19 protein-coding genes and 6 pseudogenes are annotated in these 26,869 nt (G+C 65.6%); 13 read left to right on the top strand and 12 right to left on the bottom strand.

All coding sequences use genetic code 11. The features are described from left to right. Positions 1 to 10: 10 nt before the first annotated feature. A pseudogene (locus ACSKB8_RS43495) lies at positions 11 to 1,623 on the bottom strand (L-aspartate oxidase). Positions 1,624 to 1,818: 195 nt separating this feature from the next. Next, entirely contained in the window at positions 1,819 to 2,949 is a 1,131-nt protein-coding gene (nadA, locus tag ACSKB8_RS43500) for a quinolinate synthase NadA (protein WP_438111588.1), read from the bottom strand. 340 nt (positions 2,950 to 3,289) lie between these two features. Here nadA and ACSKB8_RS43505 point away from each other — a divergent pair, with 340 nt between their 5' ends. From ACSKB8_RS43505 to ACSKB8_RS43535, 7 genes and pseudogenes are all read left to right on the top strand, one after another. Continuing rightward, the gene (locus ACSKB8_RS43505) at positions 3,290 to 4,543 is read left to right on the top strand and encodes an MFS transporter (RefSeq protein ID WP_438111590.1); all 1,254 of its coding nucleotides are present in this window, start codon (positions 3,290 to 3,292) and stop codon (positions 4,541 to 4,543) included. A 41-nt stretch (positions 4,544 to 4,584) separates the two neighbouring features. Further along, the gene (gene acuI, locus ACSKB8_RS43510) at positions 4,585 to 5,571 is read left to right on the top strand and encodes an acrylyl-CoA reductase (NADPH) (RefSeq protein WP_128943207.1); all 987 of its coding nucleotides are present in this window, start codon (positions 4,585 to 4,587) and stop codon (positions 5,569 to 5,571) included. A 114-nt stretch (positions 5,572 to 5,685) separates the two neighbouring features. Further along, positions 5,686 to 6,273, top strand: coding sequence for a hypothetical protein (locus ACSKB8_RS43515; RefSeq protein ID WP_128935537.1), 588 nt, complete (start codon positions 5,686 to 5,688; stop codon positions 6,271 to 6,273). Positions 6,274 to 6,437: 164 nt separating this feature from the next. After that, a complete protein-coding gene (locus ACSKB8_RS43520) occupies positions 6,438 to 6,683 on the top strand; it encodes a DUF6894 family protein (RefSeq protein WP_091892596.1) in 246 nt (81 codons plus the stop codon). A 201-nt stretch (positions 6,684 to 6,884) separates the two neighbouring features. Then, positions 6,885 to 8,628, top strand: a pseudogene (locus tag ACSKB8_RS43525) (methyl-accepting chemotaxis protein). Between the two features lie 198 nt (positions 8,629 to 8,826). Beyond that, positions 8,827 to 10,797: a methyl-accepting chemotaxis protein gene (locus tag ACSKB8_RS43530; protein WP_438111592.1), complete on the top strand. Its 1,971-nt coding sequence runs from the start codon at positions 8,827 to 8,829 to the stop codon at positions 10,795 to 10,797. Between the two features lie 268 nt (positions 10,798 to 11,065). After that, positions 11,066 to 12,754, top strand: coding sequence for a methyl-accepting chemotaxis protein (locus ACSKB8_RS43535; RefSeq protein WP_438111594.1), 1,689 nt, complete (start codon positions 11,066 to 11,068; stop codon positions 12,752 to 12,754). Positions 12,755 to 12,757: 3 nt separating this feature from the next. Here ACSKB8_RS43535 and ACSKB8_RS43540 read toward each other — a convergent pair whose 3' ends face one another. The 6 genes and pseudogenes from ACSKB8_RS43540 to ygfZ form a co-directional block, all read right to left on the bottom strand. Beyond that, positions 12,758 to 15,457 (bottom strand): DUF2339 domain-containing protein, encoded by a 2,700-nt coding sequence (locus ACSKB8_RS43540; RefSeq protein WP_438111596.1) that lies wholly within the window; start codon positions 15,455 to 15,457, stop codon positions 12,758 to 12,760. Between the two features lie 108 nt (positions 15,458 to 15,565). Further along, positions 15,566 to 16,534: an NUDIX hydrolase gene (locus tag ACSKB8_RS43545; RefSeq protein WP_438111598.1), complete on the bottom strand. Its 969-nt coding sequence runs from the start codon at positions 16,532 to 16,534 to the stop codon at positions 15,566 to 15,568. Between the two features lie 283 nt (positions 16,535 to 16,817). Next, positions 16,818 to 17,324, bottom strand: coding sequence for a tyrosine phosphatase family protein (locus ACSKB8_RS43550; protein WP_128935531.1), 507 nt, complete (start codon positions 17,322 to 17,324; stop codon positions 16,818 to 16,820). Between the two features lie 205 nt (positions 17,325 to 17,529). After that, positions 17,530 to 18,148, bottom strand: a pseudogene (locus tag ACSKB8_RS43555) (YfbR-like 5'-deoxynucleotidase). Next, the gene (locus ACSKB8_RS43560; protein WP_438111794.1) at positions 18,145 to 18,771 is read right to left on the bottom strand and encodes a DNA-3-methyladenine glycosylase I; all 627 of its coding nucleotides are present in this window, start codon (positions 18,769 to 18,771) and stop codon (positions 18,145 to 18,147) included. Before ACSKB8_RS43560 ends, ACSKB8_RS43555 begins: the two are co-directional and overlap by 4 nt. After that, positions 18,771 to 19,649 (bottom strand): annotated as a pseudogene (gene ygfZ / locus ACSKB8_RS43565) (CAF17-like 4Fe-4S cluster assembly/insertion protein YgfZ); the annotation flags it as partial. The gene ACSKB8_RS43560 and the pseudogene ygfZ, both read right to left, overlap by 1 nt. A gap of 96 nt (positions 19,650 to 19,745) precedes the next feature. Here ygfZ and ACSKB8_RS43570 point away from each other — a divergent pair. The 5 genes and pseudogenes from ACSKB8_RS43570 (at position 19,746) to ACSKB8_RS43590 (ending at position 24,028) form a co-directional block, all read left to right on the top strand. Next, the gene (locus ACSKB8_RS43570) at positions 19,746 to 21,080 is read left to right on the top strand and encodes a dihydroorotase (protein WP_438111600.1); all 1,335 of its coding nucleotides are present in this window, start codon (positions 19,746 to 19,748) and stop codon (positions 21,078 to 21,080) included. Between the two features lie 184 nt (positions 21,081 to 21,264). Next, positions 21,265 to 22,128 (top strand): sulfurtransferase, encoded by an 864-nt coding sequence (locus ACSKB8_RS43575; RefSeq protein ID WP_438111602.1) that lies wholly within the window; start codon positions 21,265 to 21,267, stop codon positions 22,126 to 22,128. Between the two features lie 254 nt (positions 22,129 to 22,382). After that, on the top strand, positions 22,383 to 23,072 hold the full coding sequence (locus ACSKB8_RS43580) for an RNA polymerase sigma factor (protein WP_438111604.1): 690 nt from the start codon (positions 22,383 to 22,385) through the stop codon (positions 23,070 to 23,072). 91 nt (positions 23,073 to 23,163) lie between these two features. Next, a pseudogene (locus tag ACSKB8_RS43585) lies at positions 23,164 to 23,698 on the top strand (DUF4142 domain-containing protein). Positions 23,699 to 23,707: 9 nt separating this feature from the next. Beyond that, positions 23,708 to 24,028 (top strand): cupredoxin domain-containing protein, encoded by a 321-nt coding sequence (locus ACSKB8_RS43590; RefSeq protein ID WP_438111606.1) that lies wholly within the window; start codon positions 23,708 to 23,710, stop codon positions 24,026 to 24,028. 175 nt (positions 24,029 to 24,203) lie between these two features. Here the strand turns inward: ACSKB8_RS43590 and ACSKB8_RS43595 are convergent, their stop codons facing one another. The 4 genes from ACSKB8_RS43595 to ACSKB8_RS43610 form a co-directional block, all read right to left on the bottom strand. Beyond that, positions 24,204 to 24,470: a hypothetical protein gene (locus ACSKB8_RS43595; RefSeq protein ID WP_091892566.1), complete on the bottom strand. Its 267-nt coding sequence runs from the start codon at positions 24,468 to 24,470 to the stop codon at positions 24,204 to 24,206. Between the two features lie 192 nt (positions 24,471 to 24,662). Further along, the gene (locus ACSKB8_RS43600; RefSeq protein ID WP_091892564.1) at positions 24,663 to 25,040 is read right to left on the bottom strand and encodes a TIGR02301 family protein; all 378 of its coding nucleotides are present in this window, start codon (positions 25,038 to 25,040) and stop codon (positions 24,663 to 24,665) included. Positions 25,041 to 25,087: 47 nt separating this feature from the next. After that, positions 25,088 to 25,522 (bottom strand): NUDIX hydrolase, encoded by a 435-nt coding sequence (locus ACSKB8_RS43605; protein ID WP_370984885.1) that lies wholly within the window; start codon positions 25,520 to 25,522, stop codon positions 25,088 to 25,090. A gap of 3 nt (positions 25,523 to 25,525) precedes the next feature. Then, positions 25,526 to 26,026 (bottom strand): hypothetical protein, encoded by a 501-nt coding sequence (locus ACSKB8_RS43610; protein WP_128935520.1) that lies wholly within the window; start codon positions 26,024 to 26,026, stop codon positions 25,526 to 25,528. 63 nt (positions 26,027 to 26,089) lie between these two features. Between ACSKB8_RS43610 and ACSKB8_RS43615 the strand changes: the two are divergent. After that, a pseudogene (locus ACSKB8_RS43615) lies at positions 26,090 to 26,851 on the top strand (SOS response-associated peptidase); the annotation flags it as partial. Positions 26,852 to 26,869 lie beyond the last annotated feature (18 nt).

Below are 26,869 nucleotides of genomic sequence, written 5' to 3' on the forward strand. Positions count from 1 at the left end.
GAGAACTCCGTCAGGCCATGATGGATTGCGCGGTGCGCGGCATTAAGCGATCGGCGAGGCCGTCGGCCACCTTGCGTACCGCGGCGAGCGTGGTCATCGTTCGTCGCGCCAGGGCAGGGACTTCCGCCGGATGGTCAGAGCGGAAATGCGCGCCGCGGCTCTCCTTCCGGCTCCAGGCCGCGGCCGCGACGAGCAGCGCGGACGTCGCCATGTTGCGTAACGCGATGCTCGTAGCCTCGCGTTCGAGCGCGGCGAAGCTGCGGACGGCCTCGGCGAGTCCGTCACCGTGGCGGATCACGCCGACGCGTGCGATCATCATCGCCCGCAGCCGCTTCACGGCCGCAGCATCCGGCGCGCTGCCGCGCGGCGTCACCAATGCGTCAGGCCAGTGGGCAGGCGAGGGCACCGTGCGACCGGCGATGTCCTCAGCGATGCGCGCGGCGTAGACCACGGCCTCCAGCAGCGAATTCGACGCCAGCCGGTTGGCACCATGCGCGCCGGTGGAGGACACTTCGCCGCCGGCCCAGAGCCCGTCGATCGAGCTGCGCCCGCGTGCGTCCACCGCGATACCGCCCATATGATAGTGCGCGGCCGGCGCGATCGGGATGGCTTCTGTCGCGGGATCGATTCCGGCGGCGATGCAGCTTGCATGCACGGCCGGAAACTTTTCGGCGAAGCGTGCCCCAGCGCCTGCCGTGCATCGAGGAAGGCGCCGCGCCCGGCCGCGATCTCGGCAAAGACGCCGCGGGCGACGATGTCGCGCGGCGCGAGTTCGGCGAGCGGATGGCGCGCCGGCATGAAGCGCTCACCATGGCGGTTGATCAGCGTCGCGCCTTCGCCGCGCAGCGCCTCGGTCGCTAGCGGCGCCGGATCACGCCCGACCATGATGGCGGTCGGATGGAACTGCACGAATTCGGGATCTGCGATCACCGCGCCGGCGCGAGCGGCGATCGCAAGACCCGAGCCGCTGGCCTCGAGCGGATTGGTGGTGGCGGCATAGAGATGCCCGAGGCCGCCGGTCGCGAGCACAATCGCGCGCGAGGCGAGGATGATCGGCCGTGCAGCGGGACTGCCGGCCTCGCGTAATTGGAGGCCCGTGACGGCGCCGTCCTCGCTCAGCAGTGCTTCGGCGACGAGACCTTCGATGATGCGGATCGACGGCGTGCGGCGCACGGCCTCGCTCAAGGCCGCGATGATCGCCGCGCCCGCGCCGTCGCCGCGCACATGCACGATGCGCCGGGCCGAGTGTGCGGCTTCGCGTCCCACGGCGAGCTTTCCTTCGAGGTCGCGATCGAATGGGACGCCATAGGCGAGAAGGTCATGGATTCGCGACGCCGCCTCCCGCGCGATGCCAAGTGCAACGGCTTCATCGACGAGACCGCCCCCGACGGCAATCGTGTCCGCGGCATGCGCTTCCGGCGTATCGCCTTCGGCCACCGCCGCCGCGATGCCGCCTTGTGCCCATGCCGAGGATGCGCCCTGCCCGAGCGGCGCCGCCGAGATCGACGTCACCGGCCGCGGCGCGAGCTTCAGCGCGCAAAACAGCCCGGCAAGGCCGCCGCCAACGATGACGACGTCTTCGGTGCCGCGGGTGAGATTGTGGATGTTGTTTGTTGTTGTCATCGCTATTTCCTCTTGCTCCACCGTCGTCCCGGCGAAGGCCGGGACCCATACTCCGCGGCAGCAATTGTTTGGCTCAGCTGCTCAACGTCGGTTTTTTTGCAACCACGTCGGCCTGTGGTTATGGGTCCCGGATCTGTGCGCGCTTGAGGCGCGCTTGTCCGGGACGACGGCTGTGTTTGTGCCTACGTCTCAAGCTCAATTCTTCAGATTGATCATTCGCTCGACCGAGCGCCGTGCGCGCATCGCGAGCGCGGGGTCGATCGTCACTTCCTCGCGGAGCGTCCGCAGGCTTTCCAGGATGTTGGCAAGCGTGATGCGCTTCATGTGCGGGCAGAGATTGCAGGGGCGCAGCATCTCCACGTCGGGCAGTTCCGCCCGCACGTTGTCGGCCATCGAGCACTCCGTGATCATCACCAGCCGCCGCGGCCGCTTGTTACGCACCCAGTTGATCATGTGCGCGGTCGAGCCGGTGAAATCGGCCTCAGCCAGAACGTCCGGCGGGCATTCGGGATGCGCGATGATCTGCACGGTGGGATCGCCATCGCGAAGGTTGCGCAGCTCATCGCCGGTGAAGCGCTCGTGCACCTCGCAGGCGCCCTTCCAGGCGATGATCCTCACGTCGGTCTGGGAGGCCACGTAGGTGGCGAGATAGCGGTCGGGCAGGAAGATCACGCTTGGCGCGTTCAGGCTCTCGACTACCTGCACCGCGTTGGACGAGGTGCAGCAGATATCGACCTCGGCCTTCACCTCGGCCGAGGTGTTGACGTAGGCGACGACCGGCACGCCGGGGAATTTTTCGCGGAGCAGGCGCACGTCTGCGCCGGTAATGCTGGCGGCGAGCGAGCAGCCGGCACGCAAATCCGGGATCAGCACCGTCTTGTCCGGGTTGAGCAGCTTCGACGTTTCCGCCATGAAGTGCACGCCGCACTGGACGATGATGCCGGCCTTCACCTTGGTCGCCTCGACCGCCAGCTGGAGCGAGTCGCCGCCGATGTCGGCGACGCAGTGGAAGATCTCCGGCGCCTGGTAGTTATGCGCGAGGATCACCGCGTTCCGGGCGCGCTTCAGCTCGTTGATCGCCTTGATGGTCGGCGCTAGCAGCGGCCACTCGATCGGCGGGATCACGTGCTTCACGCGTTCGTAAAGGGATGCAGTGGCGCGCTCGACCTCGGGCGTCCAGTCCAGCGAGGGCATTGGCAGCGCGGCTCCCGCTCGGGAGGGCGCGGCGCGAGGGGAGCTGATGTCTTGGACATTCACTTGGCCATTGATTTGGCCGTGCGGCCGGTTGGCGAAGTCGTCGGGACCGTAGATTCCAGTGATCGGCATCGAAGCCTCCCTTGCGTGCCAATTATGCTCAATATGAGTATATTTTGGGCCCGAGTAATCCGGCCGAAAGGCCGGAGCTGGATGTCATCGAAGCTCTAATATGCTCAATATGAGTAAATCAAAGATAACACGCTCCGCCGAAGATCGCTAGGCCCCTTCGCACACATTCCCGTCAAGTCGCCCCGATGCGAGTCTAGGCGAGGCCGCGTGAAACGCAATGCTCCCGCGATAGCTCCTCGTGGAATGCAACCGTTTTTGACTTGGGATTTTCATGCAAATGCATTAAACGACCTGACTCGTGGCTTCCTATTTGCGAATCCGCCAACAGACGAGGAACACCATGTCGACACAGATAGGCGAGCTCGCTCCGGTCTCACGTTCCTCGATCTGGCGCACCCCGGCCGTCATCATTCTCTGCGGCTGCGCGATCGGCATGCTCGGCTTCGGCCCGCGATCGGCGCTCGGCTTTTTCGTGCAGCCGATGAGCCATGAGTTCGCCTGGGGCCGCGACGTGTTCGGCCTTGCGATCGCCGTGCAGAACCTGCTGTGGGGCTTGGGCCAGCCCCTCGCCGGCGCGGTCGCCGATCGCTTCGGCCTGTTCCGGGTGATGTGTGTCGGCGCTCTGCTCTATGCCGGCGGCCTGCTCTTGATGCGCTACTCCTCGACGCCGCTGTCGCTCGACCTCGGCGCCGGCGTCATGATCGGCTTCGGCCTCGCCGGTTGCTCGTTCAATCTGGTGCTGTCGGCGTTCAGCAAGCTCCTGCCGGCCGAGAAGCGCGGCCTTGCGCTCGGTGCCGGCACCGCGGCGGGATCGTTCGGGCAGTTCCTTTTCGCGCCGATCGGCGTCGCGCTGATCGATAATTTCGGCTGGCAGCAGGCGCTCTCCGTGTTCGGCTTCCTGATGCTGCTGATCATCCCGCTATCGCTGGCGCTCTCGACGCCGCCGGTCGCAAGCGCGGCGACCGCGGCGCCTGCGGATGAGCAGACCTTCACCAGGGCGCTGGCGGAAGCCTTCGGTCACCGGTCCTACGTGCTCTTGGTGCTCGGCTTCTTCACCTGCGGCTTCCAGCTCGCCTTCATCACGGTGCATCTGCCGGCCTTCCTGGTCGATCGCGGCATCTCGGCGCAAACCGGCGGCTGGGTGATCGCGGCGATCGGCCTGTTCAACATCATGGGCTCGTTGAGTGTCGGCTACCTCCAGAACACTCTGCCCAAGCGCTACATCCTCTCGACGATCTATTTCACCCGCGCGCTCGCGACGCTCGCCTTCATCTCGTTCCCGATCACGCCGTTCTCGGCGATCGCATTCGGTGCGATCTCCGGCCTGACCTGGCTGTCGACGGTGCCGCCGACCTCGGCGCTGGTGGCGCTGATGTTCGGCACGCGCTGGCTCGCAACGCTCTATGGCTTTGCCTTCGTCAGCCATCAGGTCGGCGGCTTCCTCGGCGTGTGGCTCGGCGGCATCGTGTTCGAGCGCTTCGGTTCCTACACGCCGATCTGGTGGCTCTCGATCCTGTTCGGCGTGCTCTCCGCATTGATCAATCTTCCGATCGTGGAGAAACCGGTCGCAAGGGCGGTTGCGCAGCCGGCCTGATCGGCTAAACATCCCTGACAAACAAGTCAGGGAGTTCAGTCGTGGCCACGTTCAAGGCAATCCGGATCGACAAGGCGGACAAGGGCACCACCGCGCAGCTGACGCAGTTCGACGAAGCCGAGCTGATGGACGGCGACGTCACCGTGCGCGTGGAATGGTCGACGCTGAACTACAAGGACGGCCTCGCACTCACCGGCAAGGCGCCGGTGGTGCGCCGCTTCCCGATGATCGCTGGCATCGATTTCGCCGGGACGGTCGAAGCGTCCTCGCACCCGCAGTGGAAGGCGGGCGACAAGGTGGTCTGCACCGGCTGGGGCATGGGTGAAACCCATCTCGGCGCCTATGCCGAGAAGGCGCGAGTGAAGGGCGACTGGCTGGTCGCGCTGCCGCAGGGTCTGTCGGCGCGCGACGCCATGGCGATCGGCACCGCCGGCTTCACCGCGATGCTGTCCGTGTTGGCGCTGGAGAAACACGGCATCTCGCCGAAGAGTGGCCCGGTGGTGGTGACGGGCGCCGCCGGTGGCGTCGGCTCGGTTGCGACCGCGGTGCTGTCGAAGCTCGGCTACCACGTCATCGCATCGACCGGTCGCGCCTCGGAGGCAGACTATCTGAAGCACCTGGGCGCAGCCGAAGTGATCGACCGCAACGAATTGTCGGCACCGGCGAAGCCTCTGGCCAAGGAGCGCTGGGCGGGTGGCGTCGATAGCGTCGGCTCGACCACGCTCGCCAACCTCCTGTCGATGACGAAATACGGCGGAGCGATCGCGGCCTGCGGCCTGGCGGCCGGCATGGATCTGCCATCTTCCGTCGCGCCGTTCATTTTGCGCGGAGTGTGCCTTCTCGGCATCGATTCGGTGATGTGCCCGATCGAGCCGCGGAAAGCCGCCTGGCAGCGCCTGGCGTCTGACCTGGACCGGACGAAACTAGCTGAAATCACTCATGAAATTCCGCTTGCCGAGGTGCCCGACTGGGGCGCGAAAATTCTGGCTGGCGCGGTCCGCGGGCGCATCGTGGTAAAAATAGTCTGACGGCGTTCAGACTTTACCAACCAAGCTGCTCCAATCTTGCCATGGTTAGTATGGTAAGCAGCGGGTAAAGAGAGATAAGGCATCGCCCGCCGCGGGGTTGGTTCGGAGTTGAGCATGCTTGCGCGTATTGTGTTGGGGGCTGTCACGGCGGCAGCGACGTTTGCGCCGGCCATTGCCGGAAGCATGAATGCAGACGAGGCGCGCCGCTTCGTCGCCGGCAAGGTGTTTGCTTTCACCTGTTTCGACGGCACCCGCGGTGCGGGCCGCATCCTCGACGACCTCGGTGCCGCCGGCGCGGTGCAGTTCTCCGGCGCAGGCCCGGTGAAACATCTCCGCCTGCCCGGTAACACGCTCCAGATTCGCGGCCAGAACGTCTGCGCCTCGATCAAGGGCATTCCGTTCGAGCCCTGTTTCAACCTGGAAAAGACCGACGAACGCAGCTTCCGCGGCTCGGTGTCGGGCATGGGCTTCGCCTATTGCGACTTCCACCATCAGGGTGGCAATCAGATGCTGATGGCGCGCGCCGTCGCGCGTCCGCGCTCGTTGCGCTCGTCGGAGCGCACAGGTTCGATCGGCGCGCCCAACACAGAGGTCGCCGCGCGGGTCGAGACGCCGCGCGTCGAGAGCGGGCGCCTTGAGCCGGTGAAGTCGGAACCCGCGAAGACCGAGGCCCCGCTGGAGCTGCGCCGCTCGACTCAGTGAGCTGGCTGCGCGGGGCAGGCCGCGCACTTTGTCGTTGAAGATCCCCATCGAACACGAAGCCGCCGCGCCGTAGTCATACGGACGGCGGCTTTCATGCGTTGGTAGCTGTTCGCGTCCCAGTTTGCGTACGGCCGGGGGACGCGGCCCTACGCAAGGGTTCAACGATGTCGCTGTACTTTTTCCGCATCAGCACCGGCCGCTATTCCGGCGCTGCCGACCAACCTTACGAGTTCGAGGATCGCGCAGCGGCCTGGACCGAGATGACCGAGGTTTGCGCCAATCTGCTCGGCGGCATCGCCCGCGGCCTGAAGCCGAATGCCGAGTGGCGCATGGAGCTGCTCGACGAGAACAAGCAGCCGATTTTTCGCGTCAGCCTGGTTGGAGAGGCTGTCGGATGCAAAACGTCCTAGGTCCGACTTCAAGCTGCAATTTACAACTATGACGAGACTATCCTCGTTCAATTTCAATTATTTAGCGCGCAAAATCAGTATTTCTGCGAGGGCGCTCATTAACCAAAAGAGGAACTCTGACCGATAGGCTTTCACGGTAAGGGCGATCAACGTCCAAGCGGCCAGCAATGACTTGGCAGCTCGTTGCTTGGGAAACGTACCATGTTGAGCCTTTTTCAGGATATGCGGATCGGGACCAAGCTGGCGATCGCTTCGGCTCTCGGAGTGCTCCTGGTTGGAGCCATGATTGCGAGCCAGATGCTCGGCAATGCGAGCACCCGCGAGACCAGCCAAAGTGCACTTGCACAGCAGGAGATCGCGCGCGACGCAGTCAGGGCCGAAGTTGCAGTTCGCGGCATGCAACTCGCAGTGCGCGACCTTCGTCTCGCCAATAGTGCGGCCGATCTTCACAAGGCCAGCCAGAGTCTCGGCGATCAGCAGAATTCGATGAGCATGCTGGTCGAGGCGATGCTGAGGCTTTCTCACGCGGCTGAGAATCGTGTCCGCATGGAGAAACTGAGATCGCTCGCGGCGGACTATGGCAAAGCTGCGCAGCAGATTGCCGGCGTGCGCGGCGAAGCCATCGCCGTTACTGCGTCTGGCCCGGACGGCGCGACGCGCGCCGCGAAGCTCAATGACGAAGGCATTCGCATCGCGCGGGAGCTTACGCTGCCGATCGCAGCCCAACTCGAACGCGCTGATCAGCCAGATCGCCGACTATGCGAGACACAAATCCGACGAGGACAATGCCGCGGCTGCCGCTCAGATGAGATCGAGCGAGCAGATCGGAACGGCGGTCGGCGCCTTCGCGGCGCTCGTTCTGATCGGCTCCTGGCTCCTCTCCTTCCTCAGCATCGCGCGGCCGATCCGCGCGCTCACCGTGGCCATGGACAAGCTCGCCGGCGGCGATTTTTCAGTGGTGCTACCCGGGCTTGGCCGCAAGGACGAGGTGGGCGGCGTTGCCGCTGCCGTCGAGAAGTTCAAGATTGTGTCCGAGCAGAAGGCGCAAGAGGAGGCCGAAGCCAAGATCAGGCAGGACCAGATCGCGGCCGCGCGACGCAAGGCCGAGATGCACAAGCTCGCCGACAGTTTCGAATCCGCCATCGGCGAGATCGTCGAGACCGTCTCTTCGGCCTCGACCGAGCTCGAGGCCTCGGCTTCGACGCTCACCTCGACCGCCGAGCGCGCGCAGGAGTTGACCACGGTGGTTGCTGCCGCCTCCGAAGAGGCCTCGACCAACGTGCAGTCGGTGGCATCCGCGACCGAGGAACTGTCCTCATCGATCAACGAGATCAGTCGTCAGGTTCAGCAGTCCGCGCGCGTGGCCAACGAAGCGGTCGGCCAGGCTCGTGTCACGACCGAGCGGGTCAGCGAGTTGTCCAAGGCTGCGACGCGCATCGGCGACGTGATCGAGTTGATCAATTCGATCGCGGGCCAGACAAATCTGCTCGCACTCAATGCCACGATCGAGGCCGCCCGCGCCGGCGAAGCGGGCAAGGGCTTTGCGGTGGTTGCCTCCGAGGTCAAGGCCCTGGCCGAGCAGACGGCGAAGGCAACCGGCGAGATCGGGCAGCAGATTTCCAGCATCCAGACCGCGACCGAGCATTCGGTCGGCGCGATCAGGGACATCAGCGACACCATCGAGAAGCTGTCGGAGATCTCTTCGACGATTGCGGCGGCCGTGGAAGAGCAGGGCGCCGCGACGCAGGAAATTTCCCGCAACGTGCAGCGGGCGGCACAAGGCACTCATCAGGTGTCGTCCAACATCACCGACGTGCAGCGCGGCGCGAGCGAGACCGGCTCGGCGTCCTCGCAAGTCCTGTCTGCCGCGCAAATGCTGTCCGGTGACAGCAGCCGCCTCAAGCTCGAGGTCGGCAAGTTTCTCGGCTCTGTGCGCGCCGGCTGACGGTGGCGTCGTGAGCAGACCCCGATCTGCAACCGCCGCGCGCGAAACTGCGATGGTTGCGCGCGTTCGTATTTCGACGCCGCGACCGATGCGCGCAGGGTTAACCTTCCGGAAAAGCGATGCAGGCATGATCTCCGCAATATTCCGGGCGCTGAGGCGCCCTTCATGTATTGCGTCTCAGTCGTTGGAGCACATTCAATGAGCGGCATTTCCATTCGCCTCACCCATAAGGTCATGGCGATCGGACTCTTCGGCCTTATCGGTCTCGCCGCCTTCGGTGTGATCTACGAGATCGGCAGCCTCTCCCAGGATGCGTCGCGCGATGTTGCCAGCCGCGCCCGCGCGATCGCTGATCTCGACAAGCAGCTTTCGATCGAAATGCTGGAAGCGCGCCGCAACGAGAAGAATTTCCAGCAGCGGCGGAACGAAAGCTTCGCCAAGGCGCATGCCGAGCTGATCGGACCGATCAACCGTGATTTCGACGATGTGGAGCGGTTGTTGACGACTGGCGGCATGAGTGCGCTGTCCGACAGGATGAAGCAGGCCCAGACCGGCTTCAAGCGCTATGCCTCGGATTTCGGCGCCCTGGTGGCGGCCGAGACCAGGCTCGGCCTGAACGAGACGCTCGGCCTGTCCGGCTCGCTCCGCGCCGCGGTGCACGACATCGAGACCAAGCTCAAGCAGATCGACGATCCGCGAACGACGAGCTGGATGCTGATGATGCGCCGGCACGAGAAGGACTTCATGCTGCGGCGCGACCCAAAATACATTGCCGAGATGAAGAAGGCCGCGGCCGAATTCTCCAAGGCGATAGAAGTCGTCGCGGTCCCTACGGCGGTGATGAACGACATCACCGCCAAGTTGCAGAAATACCAGTCCGAGTTCGCGGCCTGGGCGGAGACCGCGCAGCAGAGTGCGGCCCTCGACGCCAGTATGATGAAGACGTTTCGCGAGCTCGAGCCTGTCATGGCGGAAGTGCAGAGCGCAGTCGATGCCGTGCAGAAGCAGGCCGATGCTGCCGAGGCCGCGACCCGCGATGCCGTACGTCTGTGGATGATGGTCGCCTTCGGCCTCACCGTCGTCGTGCTCGCGGCGGTCGGCTTCCTGCTCGGACGCTCGATCCCTAGGGCGCTCGGCGCCATGGTGGGCGCGATGACGCGGCTGGCGCGCGGCGAGCTTTCGATAGCCGTTCCCGGTGTCGGACGCAGGGACGAGATCGGCGAGATGGCCGGCGCAGTCGAGGTGTTCAGGACCGGCATGGCGGAGGCCGAGCGGCTGCGCGTCGAGCAGGCGGAGGCCGATGCACGTGGGCGCGAACAGCGCAAGGCGGACATGCAGCGGCTTGCCGATGCCTTCGAGGGCGCGGTCGGCGAGATCGTCGAGACCGTATCATCGGCGGCAACCGAGCTCGAAGCGTCATCCAACACGCTGACTGAGACCGCAGAGCGCGGCAACGGGCTCGCCACGGCTGTGGCTGCGGCCTCGGAGGAGGCCTCCGCCAACGTTCAGTCGGTGTCGGCTGCAAGTGAAGAGATGACCTCCTCGATCACCGAGATCAGCCGTCAGGTGCAAGAATCGGCACGGGTCGCCGACGTCGCGGTGGAACAGGCGCAGCGTACCAATGCGCGCGTCGCCGAGTTGACAAAAGCGGCCGGCCGCATCGGCGACGTGGTCGATCTGATCAACACCATCGCCGCCCAGACCAACCTGCTGGCGCTGAATGCGACGATCGAGGCGGCGCGGGCGGGCGAGGCCGGCAAGGGTTTCGCCGTGGTGGCGACGGAAGTGAAGGCGCTTGCCGAGCAGACAGCCAAGGCGACGGGCGAGATCGGCCAGCACATCGGCGCGATCCAGGCCGCGACGGAGGACTCCGTCGGCGCGATCAAGGAGATCGGTGACACCATAGCGCGCATGTCGGAGATCTCGTCGACCATCGCCGCCGCGGTCGAGGAGCAGGGCGCTGCGACGCAGGAGATCTCCCGCAACATCCAAAACGCTGCGCAGGGCACCTCGGAGGTCTCGGCGAACATAGGCCATGTGCAGAGCGGCGCCGGCGAGACTGGGGCTGCTTCTGCGCAGGTGCATTCGGCCGCCCAGTCGCTCTCGCAGGAGAGCAACCGGCTGAAGAGCGAAGTGGCACGTTTCCTGGAGTCGGTGAGGGCGGCGTGACGACGTCGGCCCTGTCTGTTGCTATGCATGAAGCACGGCGCAGCGCGAGATCTGTGCAGCTGCAGCGGATGGTCGGAGAAAATAGTGATTGTCGGGCCGCCCAGTAGTTTACGTAGGACCATGTTAACGCCTGCTTGCGAATATAGGGCGCAATTCTACGGAATAAGAACCAGCCAGCATTGTTGAATTGACCTCCGCCCGGTCGTCCGTCGTGACGCCTGTGGCGCAGGTGACGTGCGCGCTGCCAGCTATCATCGGGATTCGTGCGATGTCGAAGTTGTCGATCGTCTTCAAGCTGCTGACCGTGTTGTCGGTCCTCGTGCTCTCGCTCGCCGGTGTCGGCGTGACGGCGATCGGCACGATGCAGAACATCAACGCTCACACCGTCGAGATTGCGCAGAGCTGGCTGCCGAGCGTGCGTGCGCTCGGCTCGATGCGCGCCGACATCAACGAGCTGCGCGTCGCACTTCGTCTGCACCTGATGCAGGACACCGCTGAAGGCAAGGAAGCCGCAGAGAAGCGCCTGGCCTCCTTGCGCGAACGTATCGAGAAGACCCGCAAGGTCTACGAGCCGCTGATCACCGCTACCGAGGAGCGCTCGCTCTACGAACAATGGACCAAGGCGTGGGCCGAGTATCTGAATGGCGTTCAGGACGTGATGGCGCTGTCGCGCAAGAGCGTCGGCCGCTTCCCGACCGATGCCAACGAGCTGTTGCAGACCAAGGTCGCGAAGATGGCCCAGGCCGCCGATCCCCTGCTCCAGAAGGGCATCGAGTTGAACAATCAGGGCGCCGAGCTGGAGACGAAGCAGGCCGCCGACAGCTACGCCACGATCTTCCGGGTGCTGGTCGGCATCATCGTGCTCTCGGTCGTGATCGCGATCGGCGCCGCCTATTATCTCGTGCGCGACGTCTCCCGCGGCATTGCTTCGATCATCCGTCCGATGCAGTCGCTCGGCGAAGGCGACCTCTCGGCCGAGGTGCCGCATCGCGGCGAGAAAACCGAGATCGGCTCGATGGCCGATGCGCTGCAGATCTTCAAGGAGGCGCTGATCGCCAAGAAAACCGCCGACGAGGCAGCGGCGCGCGACGCCGAGGCCAAGATCGAGCGCGGCCGCCGCGTCGACGCCATCACCCGCAAGTTCGAAGCCATGATCGGTGAAGTGGTCGGGACCGTGTCGTCGGCCTCGACCGAGCTGGAGGCTTCGGCGACGACGCTGACCAACACGGCGCAGCGCGGCCAGAAGCTCGCGACCGTCGTCGCGGCTGCCTCCGAGGAGGCCTCCACCAACGTCCAGGCCGTGGCCTCCGCCTCGGAGGAGCTGTCCTCCTCCATCACCGAGATCAGCCGCCGCGTTCAGGATTCGGCGCGGATGGCCGCGGAAGCCGTCGAACAGGCGGCGCGGACCAACGAGCGCGTCAACGCGCTGTCGCAGGCGGCATCCCGCATCGGCGACGTCGTCGAGCTCATCAACACCATCGCAGGCCAGACCAATCTGTTGGCGCTGAACGCGACCATCGAGGCGGCACGCGCCGGCGAGGCCGGCCGCGGCTTCGCCGTCGTTGCCTCGGAAGTGAAGGCGCTCGCCGAGCAGACCGCGAAAGCGACCGGCGAGATCGGAGCGCAGGTGTCGGGCATCCAGGCCGCAACGCAGGAATCCGTCAGCGCCATCCAGGAGATCGGCGGCACCATCGAGCGGCTGTCCGAGGTCTCCGCGGCGATCGCCGCCGCCGTCGAAGAACAGGGCGCGGCGACGCAGGAAATTTCGCGCAACGTGCAGCAGGCTTCGGTCGGCACCCAGGAGGTCTCGATGAACATCACCGACGTGCAGCGCGGTGCGACCGAGACCGGCTCGGCCTCGACCGAAGTGCTGTCGGCGGCGAAATCGCTGGCGACCGACAGCACCCGTCTGAAGGTCGAAGTCGCGCAGTTCCTGGAGTCGGTCCGCGCCGCCTGATCCTCAACTGCCCGTCTGCGGAGCCGGCGGCGGTGCGACCTGTCGCCGGAACAGGATGCGCTGGTAGAGCCAGCCGATCGCGACCAGCACGATGCCAAGGCACATGAACGACAGCGCGCGGTAGACGCCTGTCAGCGTCGACATGTCGATGACGAAGGCCTTGAGGATCGTCAGCGCGATGACGGCGGCAGAGGCCAGCCGCGCGCGCTCCGAATTCACCAGGATGCCGACGCCGAGCAGCACCACGCCGAAGGCGAGCCAGCCGATCGAATAGGTGTATTGCTCCGCGCCCGTGGTGCCGCCGTAGAGCAGGACCGGGCCGTGATAGCAGCGGCGGATCTCCAACGTCACGTAGGTGAGCGCGAACACCAGCGCCCCGCCCGCGATCGTATTGGCGTAGGCGGCCGGGCGATGTCCCGCCACCGCATAGGACAGCAGCAGCATCAGCACCGCGGGGAGCGCATAGCCGAGCAGCAGCAGGTTGAACACGAGGCCGCCGACATTGGCGCTGGAGAACAGCAGTGGGTTCTCCAGGATCAGCAGGCCGAATACGCTGATGAGCGCGGCGATCGCGGTGAGTGCGATCGCGCCGACATTGTGCACGATGCTGTGGCTGCGCAGCCGCAGGCGCTCCAGCCCGATCGCCATCGCGAGCGCGACGCAGACCTGCAGCGCGAACTCGAGCAGCGACGGCGGCGAGATCATGTCGCCACCAGTCGCAAAGTGCCGGATCTTCATGAAGGCGAGCAGCGCGGTGAACAGGATCGCGGCGGTCTCGACCATGCGCAGCGGCGGATCGTCGGCGCCGCGGCGCAGGAAGATGCTCGCGCCCCAGAACGATGCCGCCGGTAGGCCATAGCCCCACAGCAGCCAATTGAAGATCGGCGTGGTGCCGACGGCATCGCCGACGATGCGCGGATCATAAACAATGCGCGCGGTGACGATGCCGGCAAAGATGGCGGCGAGCCAGCGCAAGAACGGGATCGGCCGCTGCATCGAGATCCAGGCGGTGCCGAGCGACATCAGCGCGAGCGCGATGGTGAGCCAGCCCTTCTCCAGCGCGAAGGTTAGCGCCAGCGCCAGCGCGCCGAGCGTGCCGGTCGCGAACAGCGCCGTGGAGATCATGATGCCCGGCCGGGTGTCGCGGCGCGTGAGCGATTCGGTTGCAGCACCAAAGGCGGCGGCGAGCAGCACCGCGAGGATCGCAAACGGGATCGAGCGGTCGAGATGGGCGATGCGCGCATAGAGCGCAACCAGGATCGCGATCGGCGTCGCGACCGCCGCCGCCGACCACACCACGGGGATGACAGCCGAATTCGACCGGCCCTGCGCGAGGAAGCCGGCGATGCCGAAGCCGGCGGCGAAGGCCGCGGCCATCACCAGATGCAGTGTCACGGAGCTGTCGATCGCTGCTGGCCCGACACCCGGCAGGGGACCGCCCGGCAGCACCAGCATGTCGGGATTGGCCCGCACCGCCCATTCGGCGAACACGATGAAGACGGTTGCCGCGGCCGCGCCCAGCGCACCGGTTGCTGCCGGCGCACGCCAGGCGACAAACAGCGTTCCCGCGACCAGAAGGGTGAAGGCGATCAGCGCCAGATCGGCATGCGCGCTCGACAGCACGATGATCATCGCTGCGAACAGATAGGCGCCGAGCGAGCTCGACGACACCGGCTCGATCTCGCCGTCCTCGATGGTCGGGCCGAACATGAAGCCACAGACGACGAGGAGCGCAGCGAGCGTGAAGCCCGCAATGACGTGGAAGGTGTGCGGCGCCACCTGCAACTCGGGCTCGAGCCCCACGAAGGTCCAGAGTACCGCAAAGACGATGGTGGTCACCGCGAGCCAGCGCCACAGCCGGATGCGGGCGAGGCCGAAGCTCGCGGCGGTCACGATCGCGAGATAGATGTAGAGCGCCCAATAGTCCGGCTTGCCGCTGGAGACGAGGACCGGCGTCACGAACGCGCCGACGACGCCGAGGCCCGCGAGCGCGGGCCCATGCAGCAGCGCGGCGGCCAGCGTGCCGAGCGCGACGAGGCCGAGCAGCACGAAGGCGGTGGCGGGCACGAGGAAACCGTAGAGCGCATAGGCTGCATAGATGGTCGCGAACGCCACCGCCGTGCCGGCCGCGGTGAGGATCGCCGGGATGTTGGCGATCGGCAGCGCCTGGATGGTCGAGATGCTTTCCTTGCGCCGTGTCCATTCGCCGGCACCTAACAGCGCCAGCGCGAACAGGCCGCCGAGGAAGACGCGCACGCCGGGGCCGACAAGGCCGGCCTCGATCGAGTAGCGCACCATGAAGAAGCCGCCGAGCGCGAGCGCAAGCCCGCCGATCCACACCACCCAGCGCGTGCCGAGTCGCTCCTCGAAGCTGGGTGCGGGTGCAGGCAGCGGAGGCGGTGCAGCGGCCTCGGTGCTCGTTTCAAGCGGCGGCGGCGAAACAGCTTCGGTGGCGGGTGGGGGCGTGGGCTCGGCTTCCGGCGCAAGCGGCGGCGGCTCCGCGGCGGCCGTCGCGGTTGCGGGCGCCTGCTCCCACGTCGGCGTGAGTGGCGGCGGCTGAACTCGCCGCTGCGCGTCAAACGTCTCTTCGAGCGAGCTTAGTCGGCGGCGCAGTTCGGCTGCCTGACTGGAGGCCTTGATCGCGACGAGGAAGGCGGCGATCGCAATGATCAACGCAAAGACGTCGAACGGGCCGTCGAACATGAAGCCTCCAGGCAGCCGGCGGGCAGGGCCGATCGCGAAATCTTAGAGTCTTCGGTTTCGAGCATGATCTTGCTCGGAAAACCGCTTACGCACTTTTCCGGATCATGCTCAGCGCCGGGAGCGTACGCGCAAGCCCGGCGCGGGCCGCTCCTGGAGCACGTCGCGGCGGAAGCGATAGAGCGCCGCCGGCCGTCCGCCGGTCTGTGTCGACATCGCCCCGGTCGGTTCGACCAGAGCTTCCGTTTCGACGAGGCGGCGGAAATTCTGCTTGTGCAGGTGGCGGCCGGAGATGGCCTCCACCGTATGCTGCAATTCCGTGAGTGTGAACTCGGCGGGCAAAAGTTCAAAGACCACAGGACGATACTTCAGTTTTGCACGCAGCCGCGCGATGGCTGTGGCGAGGATGCGCCGGTGATCGAACCGCATCGAGGTCCCAAGCGCGGGAAGCGTCTTGCGCGCTAATGCCGCAGGCCTGCCGTCGCGCCGCGCCTCCTCGATCAGCCCGGCCTCGTACAGGAGCTCATAGCGGTCGAGCACGCGCTCCTCGTCCCAGGGCGCACCGTCGAGACCGAAATAGAACCGCACGCGATCCCTCCGCGGCAGCGCGCGCGTGGTCTCCGGTGTCTCCTCCTCGGCCCATTTCATCAGCGCCGGGATGATGTCGCGGGCGATGATCTCCGGCGGCTGCTCGCGCCAGTCTTCCCAGGGGAAGAAGCGATACCATGGCTCGAAGCTCGCGCCGGTCGCGGCGAGCTCGCCATCGACGGCGCGCGTCAGCGCGAGATAGCCGATCGACACCATGTGCGCGCCGGTGTGGCCGGCTTCGGCATGACGGCCGCGGTCGCCGAACGTGTAGAGTTGCTCGACATAGCCGAGCCGCAGGCCCGCCTGTTGCTCGACCCAGGCGCGCAGGCCGATCTCGAAGGTGCGGTGGGCGAGCGCATCGAACGGCCCGAACGGCAGGCCGGCAAGCCCGTCACCGCCGCGTGCGGTGAGGATCTGCGGCTCGTGGTCCTCGATCGCGACGATCGCGGCGGTCAGGCCAATCTCGATCGGCGTCAGCAGCATTTCGCTCATGCGGCTGAGATCGCTGGTGTTGCGAATAAGATATGCCGGCTGATTGAGCCGGTCTCTCCGCATGCTCGCTGCAACCTCTCCCGCTTGCGGGAGAGGTCGGCGCGCAGCGCCGGGTGAGGGCTCTCTCCACGCTGGGAGTGCCCCGATGCGGAAGCACCCTCACCCATAGCCGATGCTTCGCATCGGCGTCTTCTTAAAGGACGGCGGCCGAAGGCCGCCTGTGCCTCTCCCGCAAGCGGGAGAGGGGGCGCAGTCCCGTCGCGGCTGCTATTCGGCTCCCGACTCATTCGAGCTCGATCACGAAGGGGCGGCCCTCGACCATCATCGCGCCCGGGCCCATTTCGTCGAGCGCGCGCAGCATGCGGCCGTTGCGTCCCAATGCACGATCGGCGAGGCCGACGATGCGCCGGTTCGGCGAGGCGATCGGCGAGGCCGCGCGGATCTTCTTGGCGATCTCGATCTCGTCGCGGTTCGGATTGAGCGCGCATACCGCTGCAAACGCGCTGGCGGTGGAGCGGCTGATGCCGGCGTAGCAATGCACCACTAGCGGCGCGCTGCGGTCCCAGCCGCGCACGAAATTCAACACTTGCTCGATATGCGTCTCTGACGGTGCGACGAAGCCGTCCATCTCCTCGGTGATGTCGTCCATCGACACCTTGAGATGGTTGGCCGGCAGCACGGACACGGGACGCGCCACCTGCTCGACATTGGCCATCACCGTCAGCACGTGGCTGGCGCCGGTGAGGCGGACGGTTTCGGGAAGTGCGGCGAGGGAACAGACGTGGATCATGGCGGACCTTTTTAGCGCCGATTATAGCGAGCGCCGGTAGGGTGGGCAAAGCATCCCACATTGTCGTCCCGGCGCAGGCCGGGACCCATAACCACCGGCCGGCGTGACTGAGGCGGTGGCAACTCCCTGTCTTCGCAAAACCCCTTCCCGGAGTATGGGTCCCGGCCTGCGCCGGGACGACAGCAGAGATCGAGGCACCACTGCCCTACGCAATCACCGCGCCAAACCGCTCCAGAAACTGCTTCTCGGCCCGCGCCGCGGTCCAGGGCGTGAGATAGTCGCGCCGGACGCTGTCGGGTAGGCCGGGATCCTTGCCGAACAGGCGCCGTGCCTCGCTCTCGCTGAAACCGGCAAGCTCGGTCGCCTCCAGATAAGCCGCGCCGCGATCGGCGGACTTGATGGCTTGCGTGATCTCCTCCGGCAGCACGGGCGGCAGCCCGAAGCGGACGTGGATGGCGCCAAGCAGGCGTTTCTCGACTGCCTTGTAATGGCCCTCGAGCACGGCCTTGAACGGCGAGATCATGTCGCCGATGACATATTCGGGTGCGTCATGCAGCAGGGCTGCGAGTTCGCACGCGCTGGTCGACGCGCGGCATCTCGTGCCGCATCACGGTCTCCACCAGCAACGTATGCTGCGCGACCGAGAAGATGTGGGTGCCGATGGTTTGGCCGTTCCAGCGGGCAACGCGCGCCAGCCCGTGCGCGATGTCGGCGATCTCGACGTCGAGCGGGGAGGGATCGAGCAGATCGAGCCGTCGGCCCGACAACATGCGCTGCCAGGCGCGGGACTGCGCATCGCGCGCGGTCTTCTTCTCGGCTGTCATTTGGCCTTGAGGCGCGGCTTGCGCTGCGTCTTGCCGCAGGTCGCGTGACAATGGCAGTCGACCAGATGGTCGTTGACCATACCGGTCGCCTGCATGAAGGCATAGACGATGGTCGGGCCGACGAACTTGAAGCCGCGCGAGGACAGCTCCTTGGAGATCTGCACCGACAACGGCGTCGAGGCGGGTACGCTCGCGGTGGTCTTGAAATTGTTGACCTTGGGGCGGCCGTCCATGAAGTCCCACAACAGCTTCGAGAAGCCCGGTCCCTTCTCCATGATCTCCAGATACGATTTTGCGCTCAGGATCGTGCCGTCGATCTTGGCCTTGTTGCGCACGATGCCGGCATCGTTCATCAGCGCGTGCACCTTTTTGTCGTTGTAGCGCGCGATCTTTTCTGGCTGGAAATCGTCGAAGGCTTTGCGGAAATTGTCGCGCTTGCGCAGGATCGTGATCCAGGAGAGGCCTGCCTGGAAGCCGTCGAGGATCAGCTTTTCGTAGAGTGCGCGGTCGTCATACTCAGGCACGCCCCATTCGGTGTCGTGATAGGCGACATAGAGCGGATCTTCGCCGGGCCACGGGCAGCGGGTCTTTCCGTCGGGATGCAGGCGAGGGGCGCGGCTGATGCGGTGGGTTGCTTCGATGGAATGCGGACGATGTCGGGTTCGGCGAGTGTCAGCGCGAGGCCGCCCGCGGTGAGCGGCTGGCCCGCATCGAGCGCATCCGCGACACGATCGATGCGCACCAGCGCGATGCCCTTGCCGCGGGCGGTCGAGCCGATTGTGCCGACCGGCTTGTCGCCGGCGAGAATGGTGGCGCCAATCTCGGGCGAGGGACCCTCGAGCAACACCTTGACGCTGCGGGTGCGCGCGGTGCCGCGATGCTGCATGCGCGAGACGACCTCCTGGCCGACATAGCAGCCTTTGTCGAAATCGACGCCGGCAAGCCGGTCCATGTTGGTCTCGTGCGGGAACGCGTCGCTATACATGAAATCGAGCCCGCCGCGCGGCACGCCGAGCGCGATGCGGTGGGCCTCGTATTCGGCCGCGTCGACCAGCTCGGCGCCGATGAGATCGGACAGCTTCTGCTTGAGATCCTCGGGGATCAGGATGCGATAGCCGAGCTGATTGTGGCGCGGATCGGCGAAGCCGAGGTCGGGCTGAGCGGCAGGCTGGCCGTCCCAGGCCGCGAGCACGCCCAGAGCATCGGAGAGGTTTTCCACCGTGACTTTGGCGCGCAGCTTGTAGAATTTCAGCTTGGTGGCGAGCCCCTCGGCCAGCGCCTTCGGGCAATCGATCAGGAACCCGCCGCCATGGCCGGAGGGCACCTCCGTGATCAGGAAATCGACGATGATCTTGCCCTGCGGCGTCAGCAGCGCGCCGAATCGCCCCAGGCCCGGCTTGAGCCTGTCGACATCGGTGGTGACGAGGCCATTGAGGAAGTTGCGCGCATCCTCGCCCGCGACCTTGACCACGCCCCGGTCGGGAAGAAACGCTGATTTCATGCGAAAATCTCTTGCGACATGTTGCTCCGGAACGTAAGCCCGCAAGGCAAAAACGACAAGACCTCGAGCCCTGCGCTTGGGGATGAGAGAGGTCCCATGACCCAGCGTTTCGACGTGATCCTCAAAGGCGGCACCGTGGTCAACCAGGACGGCGAGGGCCTGCGCGATATCGGCATCACGGGTGGCCGCATCGCCGAGATCGGCATGCTGTCGCAAGCCAGCGCCGCGGAGGTGATCGACTGCAAGGGCCTGCACATCCTGCCCGGCGTGATGGACACGCAGGTGCATTTCCGCGAGCCCGGGCTGACGCACAAGGAAGACCTCGAGACCGGCTCGCGCAGCGCCGTGATGGGCGGCGTCACCGCCGTCTTCGAGATGCCGAACACCTCGCCCCTCACAGTGACGGAAGCCGAATTCACCGATAAGGTGAAACGCGCTCGTCACCGCATGCATTGCGATTTCGCCTTCTTCATCGGCGGCACCCGCGAGAACGTGCAGGATCTGCCGGTGCTGGAGCGCGCGCCGGGCTGCGCCGGCGTCAAGGTGTTCATTGGCTCGTCCACCGGCGCGCTGCTGGTGGAGGACGACGAGAGCCTCCGCCGCATCTTCCAGGTCATCCGCCGCCGCGCCGCCTTCCATGCGGAGGACGAGTACCGCCTCAACGACCGCAAATCGCTGCGCATCGAGGGCGATGCGCGCTCGCATCCGGTCTGGCGCGACGAGACCGCGGCGTTGATGGCGACGCAGCGCCTGGTCAAGCTCGCGCATGAGACGGGCAAGCGCATCCATGTGCTGCACATCTCGACCAAGGAAGAGATCGAGTTCCTGCGCGACCACAAGGACGTCGCCTCCTGCGAAGCGACGCCGCATCACCTCACGCTGGTCGCGCCGGAATGCTACGAGCGGCTCGGCACGCTGGCGCAGATGAATCCACCGGTGCGCGGCGCCGATCACCGCGCCGGGATCTGGCGCGGCATCGAGCAGGGCATCATCGATGTGCTCGGCTCCGACCACGCCCCGCATGCGCTGGACGAGAAGCAGAAGACCTATCCGGCCTCGCCCTCCGGCATGACCGGCGTGCAGACGCTGGTGCCGATCATGCTCGATCACGTCAATGCCGGCCGGCTCTCGCTCGCCCGTCTCGTCGATCTCACCAGCGCCGGGCCCGCGCGGCTCTACAACATGGCCTGCAAGGGCCGCATCGCCGCCGGTTACGATGCCGACTTCACCATCGTCGACTTGAAGCGCAGCGAGACCATCACCAACAAATGGGTGGCATCCAAGGCCGGCTGGACCCCCTATGACGGCGTCCGCGTCACCGGCTGGCCCGTCGGCACCTTCATCCGCGGCCGCCGCGTGATGTGGCAGGGCGAGCTGGTGACGGCCTCGCAAGGTGAGCCGGTGCGGTTTCTGGAGACGCTGAAGGCGTAGGCCGCTCCACACTCGATGTCGTCCCGGCGAAGGCCGGGACCCACAACCACAGGGAGACGTTTGGCGAAGACTAGTCGTTGCTGGGCCTTCCCTCGGTACGAATACCTACGTCCACCGATAGATCACGCGGTATGGATCCCGGCGTTCGCCGGGACGACATTGAGGAAGCATGGGAGAGCATTCTATGACTCAGCCGCTCATCACCACTGAGCAACTCGCAGGCCTGCTCGGCGATCATAATCTCCGCCTCTACGACTGCACGACCTACAACGAGCCGGTGCCGCCGGGCAGCGATGTGCCGTATCGTGCGGTGCCCGGCGACAAGACGTTTGCGGCCGGCCACATTCCCGGTGCCGATTTCCTCGACCTGCAGGGCGAGTTCTCCGACACCTCTGCGCAACAGTTTTTCATGATGCCCGATGTGGCGCAGCTGGAGGCTGCCTTCGGCCGGCATGGCCTCGATGCGTCCAAGACCATCGTGCTCTACAGCATCGGCACGATGATGTGGTCGACGCGGTTCTGGTGGATGCTGCGCTCGCTCGGCGTCGATGCGCGTGTGCTCGACGGCGGTTTCGACAAATGGAAGGACGAGGGGCGGCCGGTCGAGAGAGGTGCGCCGAGGGGCTATCCGGCCGCGACGTTCAAGGCCGCGCCGCGCCGAGGCTTCTTCGTCGACAAGGATACTGTGAAGGCCCGGATCGGCGATCCCTCGACCGTTATCGTCAACGCGCTCGGTCCGCAATTTCATCAGGGTCTCGAGCCGAGCCGCTACGGCCGGCCCGGCCGTGTGCCGGGCAGCGTCAACGTCCCAGCGGCGTCGCTCACCAATGCCGACAAAACGCTGACGACACTGGCCGATGCCGAGGCCAAATTCGCGGCCCAAGGCGTTACGCGCGACAAGAATGTGATCCTGTATTGCGGCGGCGGCATCTCGGCGACGATCGACCTGCTCATGCTGACCCAGCTCGGCTATGATCAGCTGACGCTCTACGACGCCTCCATGGGCGAGTGGGCGCGGGATTCTGAACTGCCGATCGAGACGGACTAGGGCTTACTCACCCTCCCTGGAGGGGGAGGGTCGGTCGCGCGCAGCGCGAGCGGGGTGGGGTGACAGTCTCTCGCCATTGGCGGTGCCCGTTTGGAGAGATCACCCCACCCCGCTTCGCATTGCGCTTTGCTCCATGCGACACGACCCTCCCCCTCCAGGGGAGGGTAAGAGAGCGGCCAGTAAGAATGTTGGGAACCTTTCGTTTAGGCCTGCATCCAATGTCCGGAACGAAGCGAAACAAGCAGGTGACAGCCATGCAACGGACCGCAGCCGGCCTGTCCGCCGGCGTCAGGACATTGGAAGCCGAGCTGATCGACCGGGCGCGGGGCCGAGACGAAGCCGCCTTGCGCGAGATCATGCAGGCCAACAACCGCAGGCTCTATCGCCTCGCGCGCGGAATCCTGCGCAGCGACAGCGAAGCCGAGGACGTGGTGCAGGAAACCTATGTCCGGGCCTTCACCCATCTCGACGGCTTCCGGGGCGAGGCCGGGTTGTCGACCTGGCTGTCGCGCATCGCCATCAACGAGGCGCTCGGACGGGTGCGCAGCCGAAAGCCCGATGTCGAACTTGGCGCGATACCGGATGCCGCGCTCGACGCGCAGATCATCAAGTTTCCCGTTTCTCCCGCAGGCGATCCGGAAAGGACCATGGCCCAAGGTGAAATCCAGCGCGTCGTCGAACGCGCCATCGACGAGTTGCCGGATGTCTTCCGCATGGTGTTCGTCGCCCGGGTCATGGAAGGCATGAGTATCGAGGAGACCGCCGATCTGCTCGCCGTCAAGCCCGAGACCGTGAAGACGCGGCTGCACCGCGCCCGCACTATGCTGCGCGAGAACGTCGAGAAGGAGATCGGCCCGGTGGTGATGGATGCGTTCCCGTTCGCCGGGTGGCGATGTGAGCGCTTGACTGAAGCAGTGCTGAAGCGGCTCGGCTTCGGCAGCTAAAGTTTTCGGGAACGTTTGCGCGAAATGACCATCCAACTCCTGTGAAGCAACGCGCCGGCCCAAACGTCCGGCACCACAGGAGTATCAAGCCATGTTCTTCCGATCGAGCGCGGCGATCGCCGCAGCCGTCCTGCTGTCGAGTCCTGCGCTGCTGCAGGGCGCTCGCGCAGCCGACAAGCCCACCGATCCGCAGATCGCCCATATTGCCTACACCGCGGGCGTGATCGACATCAACGCGGCCAAGCAGGCGCAGAAGAAAGCCAAGAACAAGGACGTCAAGGCGTTCGCCGAGGACATGCTGCGCGACCACGAGGCCGTCAACAAGCAGGCGCTCGCGCTGGTCAAGAAGCTGAACGTCACGCCTGAAGATAACGACACCAGCCGGGCGCTGTCGAAGCAGGCGAGCGACAAGATGGCTGAGCTCGAACAAGCTGAGCGGCGCCGCCTTCGACAAGGCCTATGTCCAGAACGAGGTCGCCTACCACAAGGCGGTCAATAGCGCGTTGGAGACCCAGCTCATTCCGTCCGCGAGCAATAACGAGCTGAAGAGCCTGTTGCAGACCGGCCTGAAGATCTTCCAGGGCCATCAGCAGCACGCCGAGCACGTCGCGGCCGAGCTAAAATAGGAGGATGAGATGAAGCCGGGACGCCTCGCGTCGATCGCGTTTGCGGTCATGGTCCTGTCAATGGTCGTCCCGGCGCGTGCGGCGACCATTCAAATCACGATGGACAATCTCGTGATCTCGCCGGCCGAAATCTCGGCCAAGGTCGGCGACACCGTTGAGTGGATCAACAAGGATATCTTCGCCCACACCGCGACCGCGACCAACGGCGATTTTGACGTCCCTCTGCTGCCGAAGAAGTCGGCGACGTTCGTTGTGAAGAAGGCGGGAACTGTCGATTACTACTGTCGCTATCATCCCAATATGAAGGCGACTCTGAAAGTCGAGCCCTGATGCCTGGGCGTGCATTCCCGATCGCATCGGAACGTCTCCCGGTCATCGCCAGACTAATTCTTGTCCGCGTTCAATCGCTTCCATGCGATAAATCGCGGCAGACTTCGCGAGCACTTGGCAAAGTCACATCCGTCAACTGGCCCCGTCCCGTGGCGGGGTCATTTTTCGCAAAGGGTTATTGCCTGGAGAGGCTGACCGAGAACTCGCCGTTGCGGATGCGGCCAGGAAAGCCCTCGACGAACTTCGCCACCGCGTCCTCGCCGTAGGTGCCGACGAGTTCGGCAAAGGCCGCGAACAGGCTCGCCTGCGCCAGGCAGTCGCCGTCGACACCTTCATGGCGCGCCTCGGCCCATGCCTCATTGAGATAGCTCAGTGCGGCCTGCTTCTGCTCGTGATCGGGCAGTGGCGCGCGGGCGGGGGCGTAGGAAATCGGCTGGCTCATGAAACTCGATCAGGGCTGGGGCGCGATCCACGGCGATGCGCTGTGCGAGAGGTGTAGCACGGGCGTTAACGACCGCTAGGCTACATCTTTAAGAACGGTTAACGGCTGTGAACAAAATCGATGACAGGGTTCCAGCGGCGCCGTCGTTCCGGGGCGCGCTGCGCGCGCCCCGGAATGACCAGTGGAGAGAGCTCAGTTCGCGTAGCGCGCCGTGAGATCGCGCGAGATCTTCGAGCCTTCCTCGATATAGCGGCGGATCGCCACCGTCGCCGCCGGCGTGCAGCTCCGATAGGTCTGCTGGAAGCCGTTATAGCCGCGGTTGAAGCCGGCGATCATGCGGGTGCGGCGCTCGCCGGAGGGTGTTTCGGCATCGATCAGCGCCTGCATCTCGTTGCGCCATTTGTTGCCCTCGTTGGACCCGCAAATGCCGCGCAGATAGTGCAGCCCGCCGAGAATCTCCGCCAGCCGCTGCAAATCGCCGTCAAATGGCGCTGCCCCCTCCTGGGCCCTCGTGGGCGCGGAGGCGCAGGCGAGAATCAGGGCGAAAATGGCCAGAAATCGCGTGGACATCGGCCCGATGTATGCCCCGTCGAGGCGGTGGAAGCAAGGCGGGGCGGTCAGGACCCAATCAGCCGGGCGGCGGACTGGATGACGTCCTCCAGTCCCCCGGTCAGCTTGAGGTCGCCGAGGCCAGCGACGGCGTCCGGGGCGATCCAGCGGTAATCGTCGAGCTCGTCGTTCAGAACGGGTTCGTTGGCCACCCAGCGGGCGGCAAAGGACATGATCAGGTAGTGGCCGGCTCCGGCTGCGGCCGGCAGCACCTCGCGCCAGCCGGCGAGGCCAATGATCTCGATGGCGAGCCCGGTCTCCTCGTCGACCTCGCGCAGCAGGGCCTGGTGCAGCGATTCGCCGAACTCGACCCGGCCGCCGGGCAGCGAATAGAACCCTTTTGCGGGCGAACGGGCGCGGCGGGTCAGAAGCACCTTGCCGTCGCGAAAAATCGCGGCACTGACCGCGATCTGGGGGTGAGCAGGCTGGACCGCCGAAACCACGGGTCAGTTCGCCATGATGGTGTCGATGTCGGCTTCGGCGCCGCCATTGATGATGCCGCCGCAGGCCGCGATCAGCGGCTTGACCCAGGCCGTGGCCTGCTCGGCGAGCCGGACGCGCGTCGTGTCCTTCTCGACCTCGCGCATGGCCGAGCCGACCGCGGTCAGGATCGAGGTCATGGTATCCGTGATGTGGTCGAACTGGGCGCGCACGTTGGGATCGGCCTTCTCATAGGCCTCGATGGCGAGGTCGCGCGCCCTGAAATTCGACGCGGTGAAATGCTCGGCATAGGACAGTGGCGTCCAGGTCAGAAAATCTTCCGCGCATTCCGGCATGTCGGGGACCATTTCCAGCAGCATCACGGCTTCATTGAAATGGTTGAGATAGTCGGTGGCAAGCCCGGTCCGCGGGTTGATGTTGGCGACGCGCAGCCGCTCGGCCCAGGCGGCGGCCTCGGGGCCCGTCTGTACATGCGTCCGCGCGGGTTGGGAGACCGTCGAGCTCATCGGCCGCAGTGTTAACGTTCGGGGTTAAAAGGACCTGAACGGACCCTATATAGATACCCCAGGATGTGTGGACGCTTCGTCATAACTTCGGCCCCCGCGGCTTTGCGGCAACTGTTCGGCTACATTGAGCAGCCGAATTTCCCGCCCCGGTACAACGTCGCCCCGACGCAGCCGATTCCGGTCGTGCTGATCGAGAACGGCGCACGCCATTTCCGTCTGATGCGTTGGGGCCTCGTGCCGGGCTGGGTCGAGGACCCCCGCGGATTTACGCTCCTGATCAACGCCCGCTCCGAGACGGCGCTGGAGAAGCCCGCCTTCAAAAAGGCGGTTCGCCGCCGGCGCGGCCTGATCCCAGCGGACGGCTATTACGAGTGGAAGGCGGAGGGTGGTCGCAAGCAGCCCTTCTTCATCCACCGCGCCGACGGCGCGCCGCTCGGCTTTGCCGCATTGTTCGAGACCTGGGTCGGGCCGAACGGCGAGGAACTCGACACCGTCGCGATCGTCACGGCGGCCGCAGGCGAAGACCTCGCCGCGTTGCATGACCGCGTGCCCGTCACCATTAGCCCGCGCGATTTCGAGCGCTGGCTCGACTGCCGCAGCGACGAAATCGACGCGATCCTGCCGCTGATGACCGCCCCGCGCATCGGCGAGTTCGCTTGGCACCCGGTCTCCACCCGCGTCAACCGCGTCGTCAATGACGACGAGCAGTTGCTCTTGCCGATCAGCGCGGAGGGAATGGAGGCGGCGGCCGAGGCGGTGAAGCCCAGGAAGGCGGTGCGGAAGGTTGCTGCTAGCCCGGCGGATGACGGGCAGGGCTCGTTGTTCGAGCCGCGGTGCCGTAGG

This window comes from Bradyrhizobium sp. BR 1432, from assembly GCF_051547705.1.
GTDB classification, from domain to species: Bacteria; Pseudomonadota; Alphaproteobacteria; order Rhizobiales; family Xanthobacteraceae; genus Bradyrhizobium; species Bradyrhizobium zhanjiangense.

Coding starts and splice junctions, on each gene's coding strand:
- ACSKB8_RS43550 (WP_128935531.1), bottom strand. CDS start 17,324: ATGATCCACGTCTGTTCCCTCGCCGCACTTCCCGAAACCGTCCGCCTC.
- ACSKB8_RS43590 (WP_438111606.1), top strand. CDS start 23,708: ATGAAGCCGGGACGCCTCGCGTCGATCGCGTTTGCGGTCATGGTCCTG.
- ACSKB8_RS43515 (WP_128935537.1), top strand. CDS start 5,686: ATGCTTGCGCGTATTGTGTTGGGGGCTGTCACGGCGGCAGCGACGTTT.
- ACSKB8_RS43570 (WP_438111600.1), top strand. CDS start 19,746: ATGACCCAGCGTTTCGACGTGATCCTCAAAGGCGGCACCGTGGTCAAC.
- ACSKB8_RS43545 (WP_438111598.1), bottom strand. CDS start 16,534: ATGAGCGAAATGCTGCTGACGCCGATCGAGATTGGCCTGACCGCCGCG.
- ACSKB8_RS43505 (WP_438111590.1), top strand. CDS start 3,290: ATGTCGACACAGATAGGCGAGCTCGCTCCGGTCTCACGTTCCTCGATC.
- ACSKB8_RS43535 (WP_438111594.1), top strand. CDS start 11,066: ATGTCGAAGTTGTCGATCGTCTTCAAGCTGCTGACCGTGTTGTCGGTC.
- ACSKB8_RS43575 (WP_438111602.1), top strand. CDS start 21,265: ATGACTCAGCCGCTCATCACCACTGAGCAACTCGCAGGCCTGCTCGGC.
- ACSKB8_RS43595 (WP_091892566.1), bottom strand. CDS start 24,470: ATGAGCCAGCCGATTTCCTACGCCCCCGCCCGCGCGCCACTGCCCGAT.
- ACSKB8_RS43610 (WP_128935520.1), bottom strand. CDS start 26,026: ATGAGCTCGACGGTCTCCCAACCCGCGCGGACGCATGTACAGACGGGC.
- ACSKB8_RS43580 (WP_438111604.1), top strand. CDS start 22,383: ATGCAACGGACCGCAGCCGGCCTGTCCGCCGGCGTCAGGACATTGGAA.
- ACSKB8_RS43600 (WP_091892564.1), bottom strand. CDS start 25,040: ATGTCCACGCGATTTCTGGCCATTTTCGCCCTGATTCTCGCCTGCGCC.
- ACSKB8_RS43540 (WP_438111596.1), bottom strand. CDS start 15,457: ATGTTCGACGGCCCGTTCGACGTCTTTGCGTTGATCATTGCGATCGCC.
- nadA (WP_438111588.1), bottom strand. CDS start 2,949: ATGCCGATCACTGGAATCTACGGTCCCGACGACTTCGCCAACCGGCCG.
- ACSKB8_RS43520 (WP_091892596.1), top strand. CDS start 6,438: ATGTCGCTGTACTTTTTCCGCATCAGCACCGGCCGCTATTCCGGCGCT.
- ACSKB8_RS43530 (WP_438111592.1), top strand. CDS start 8,827: ATGAGCGGCATTTCCATTCGCCTCACCCATAAGGTCATGGCGATCGGA.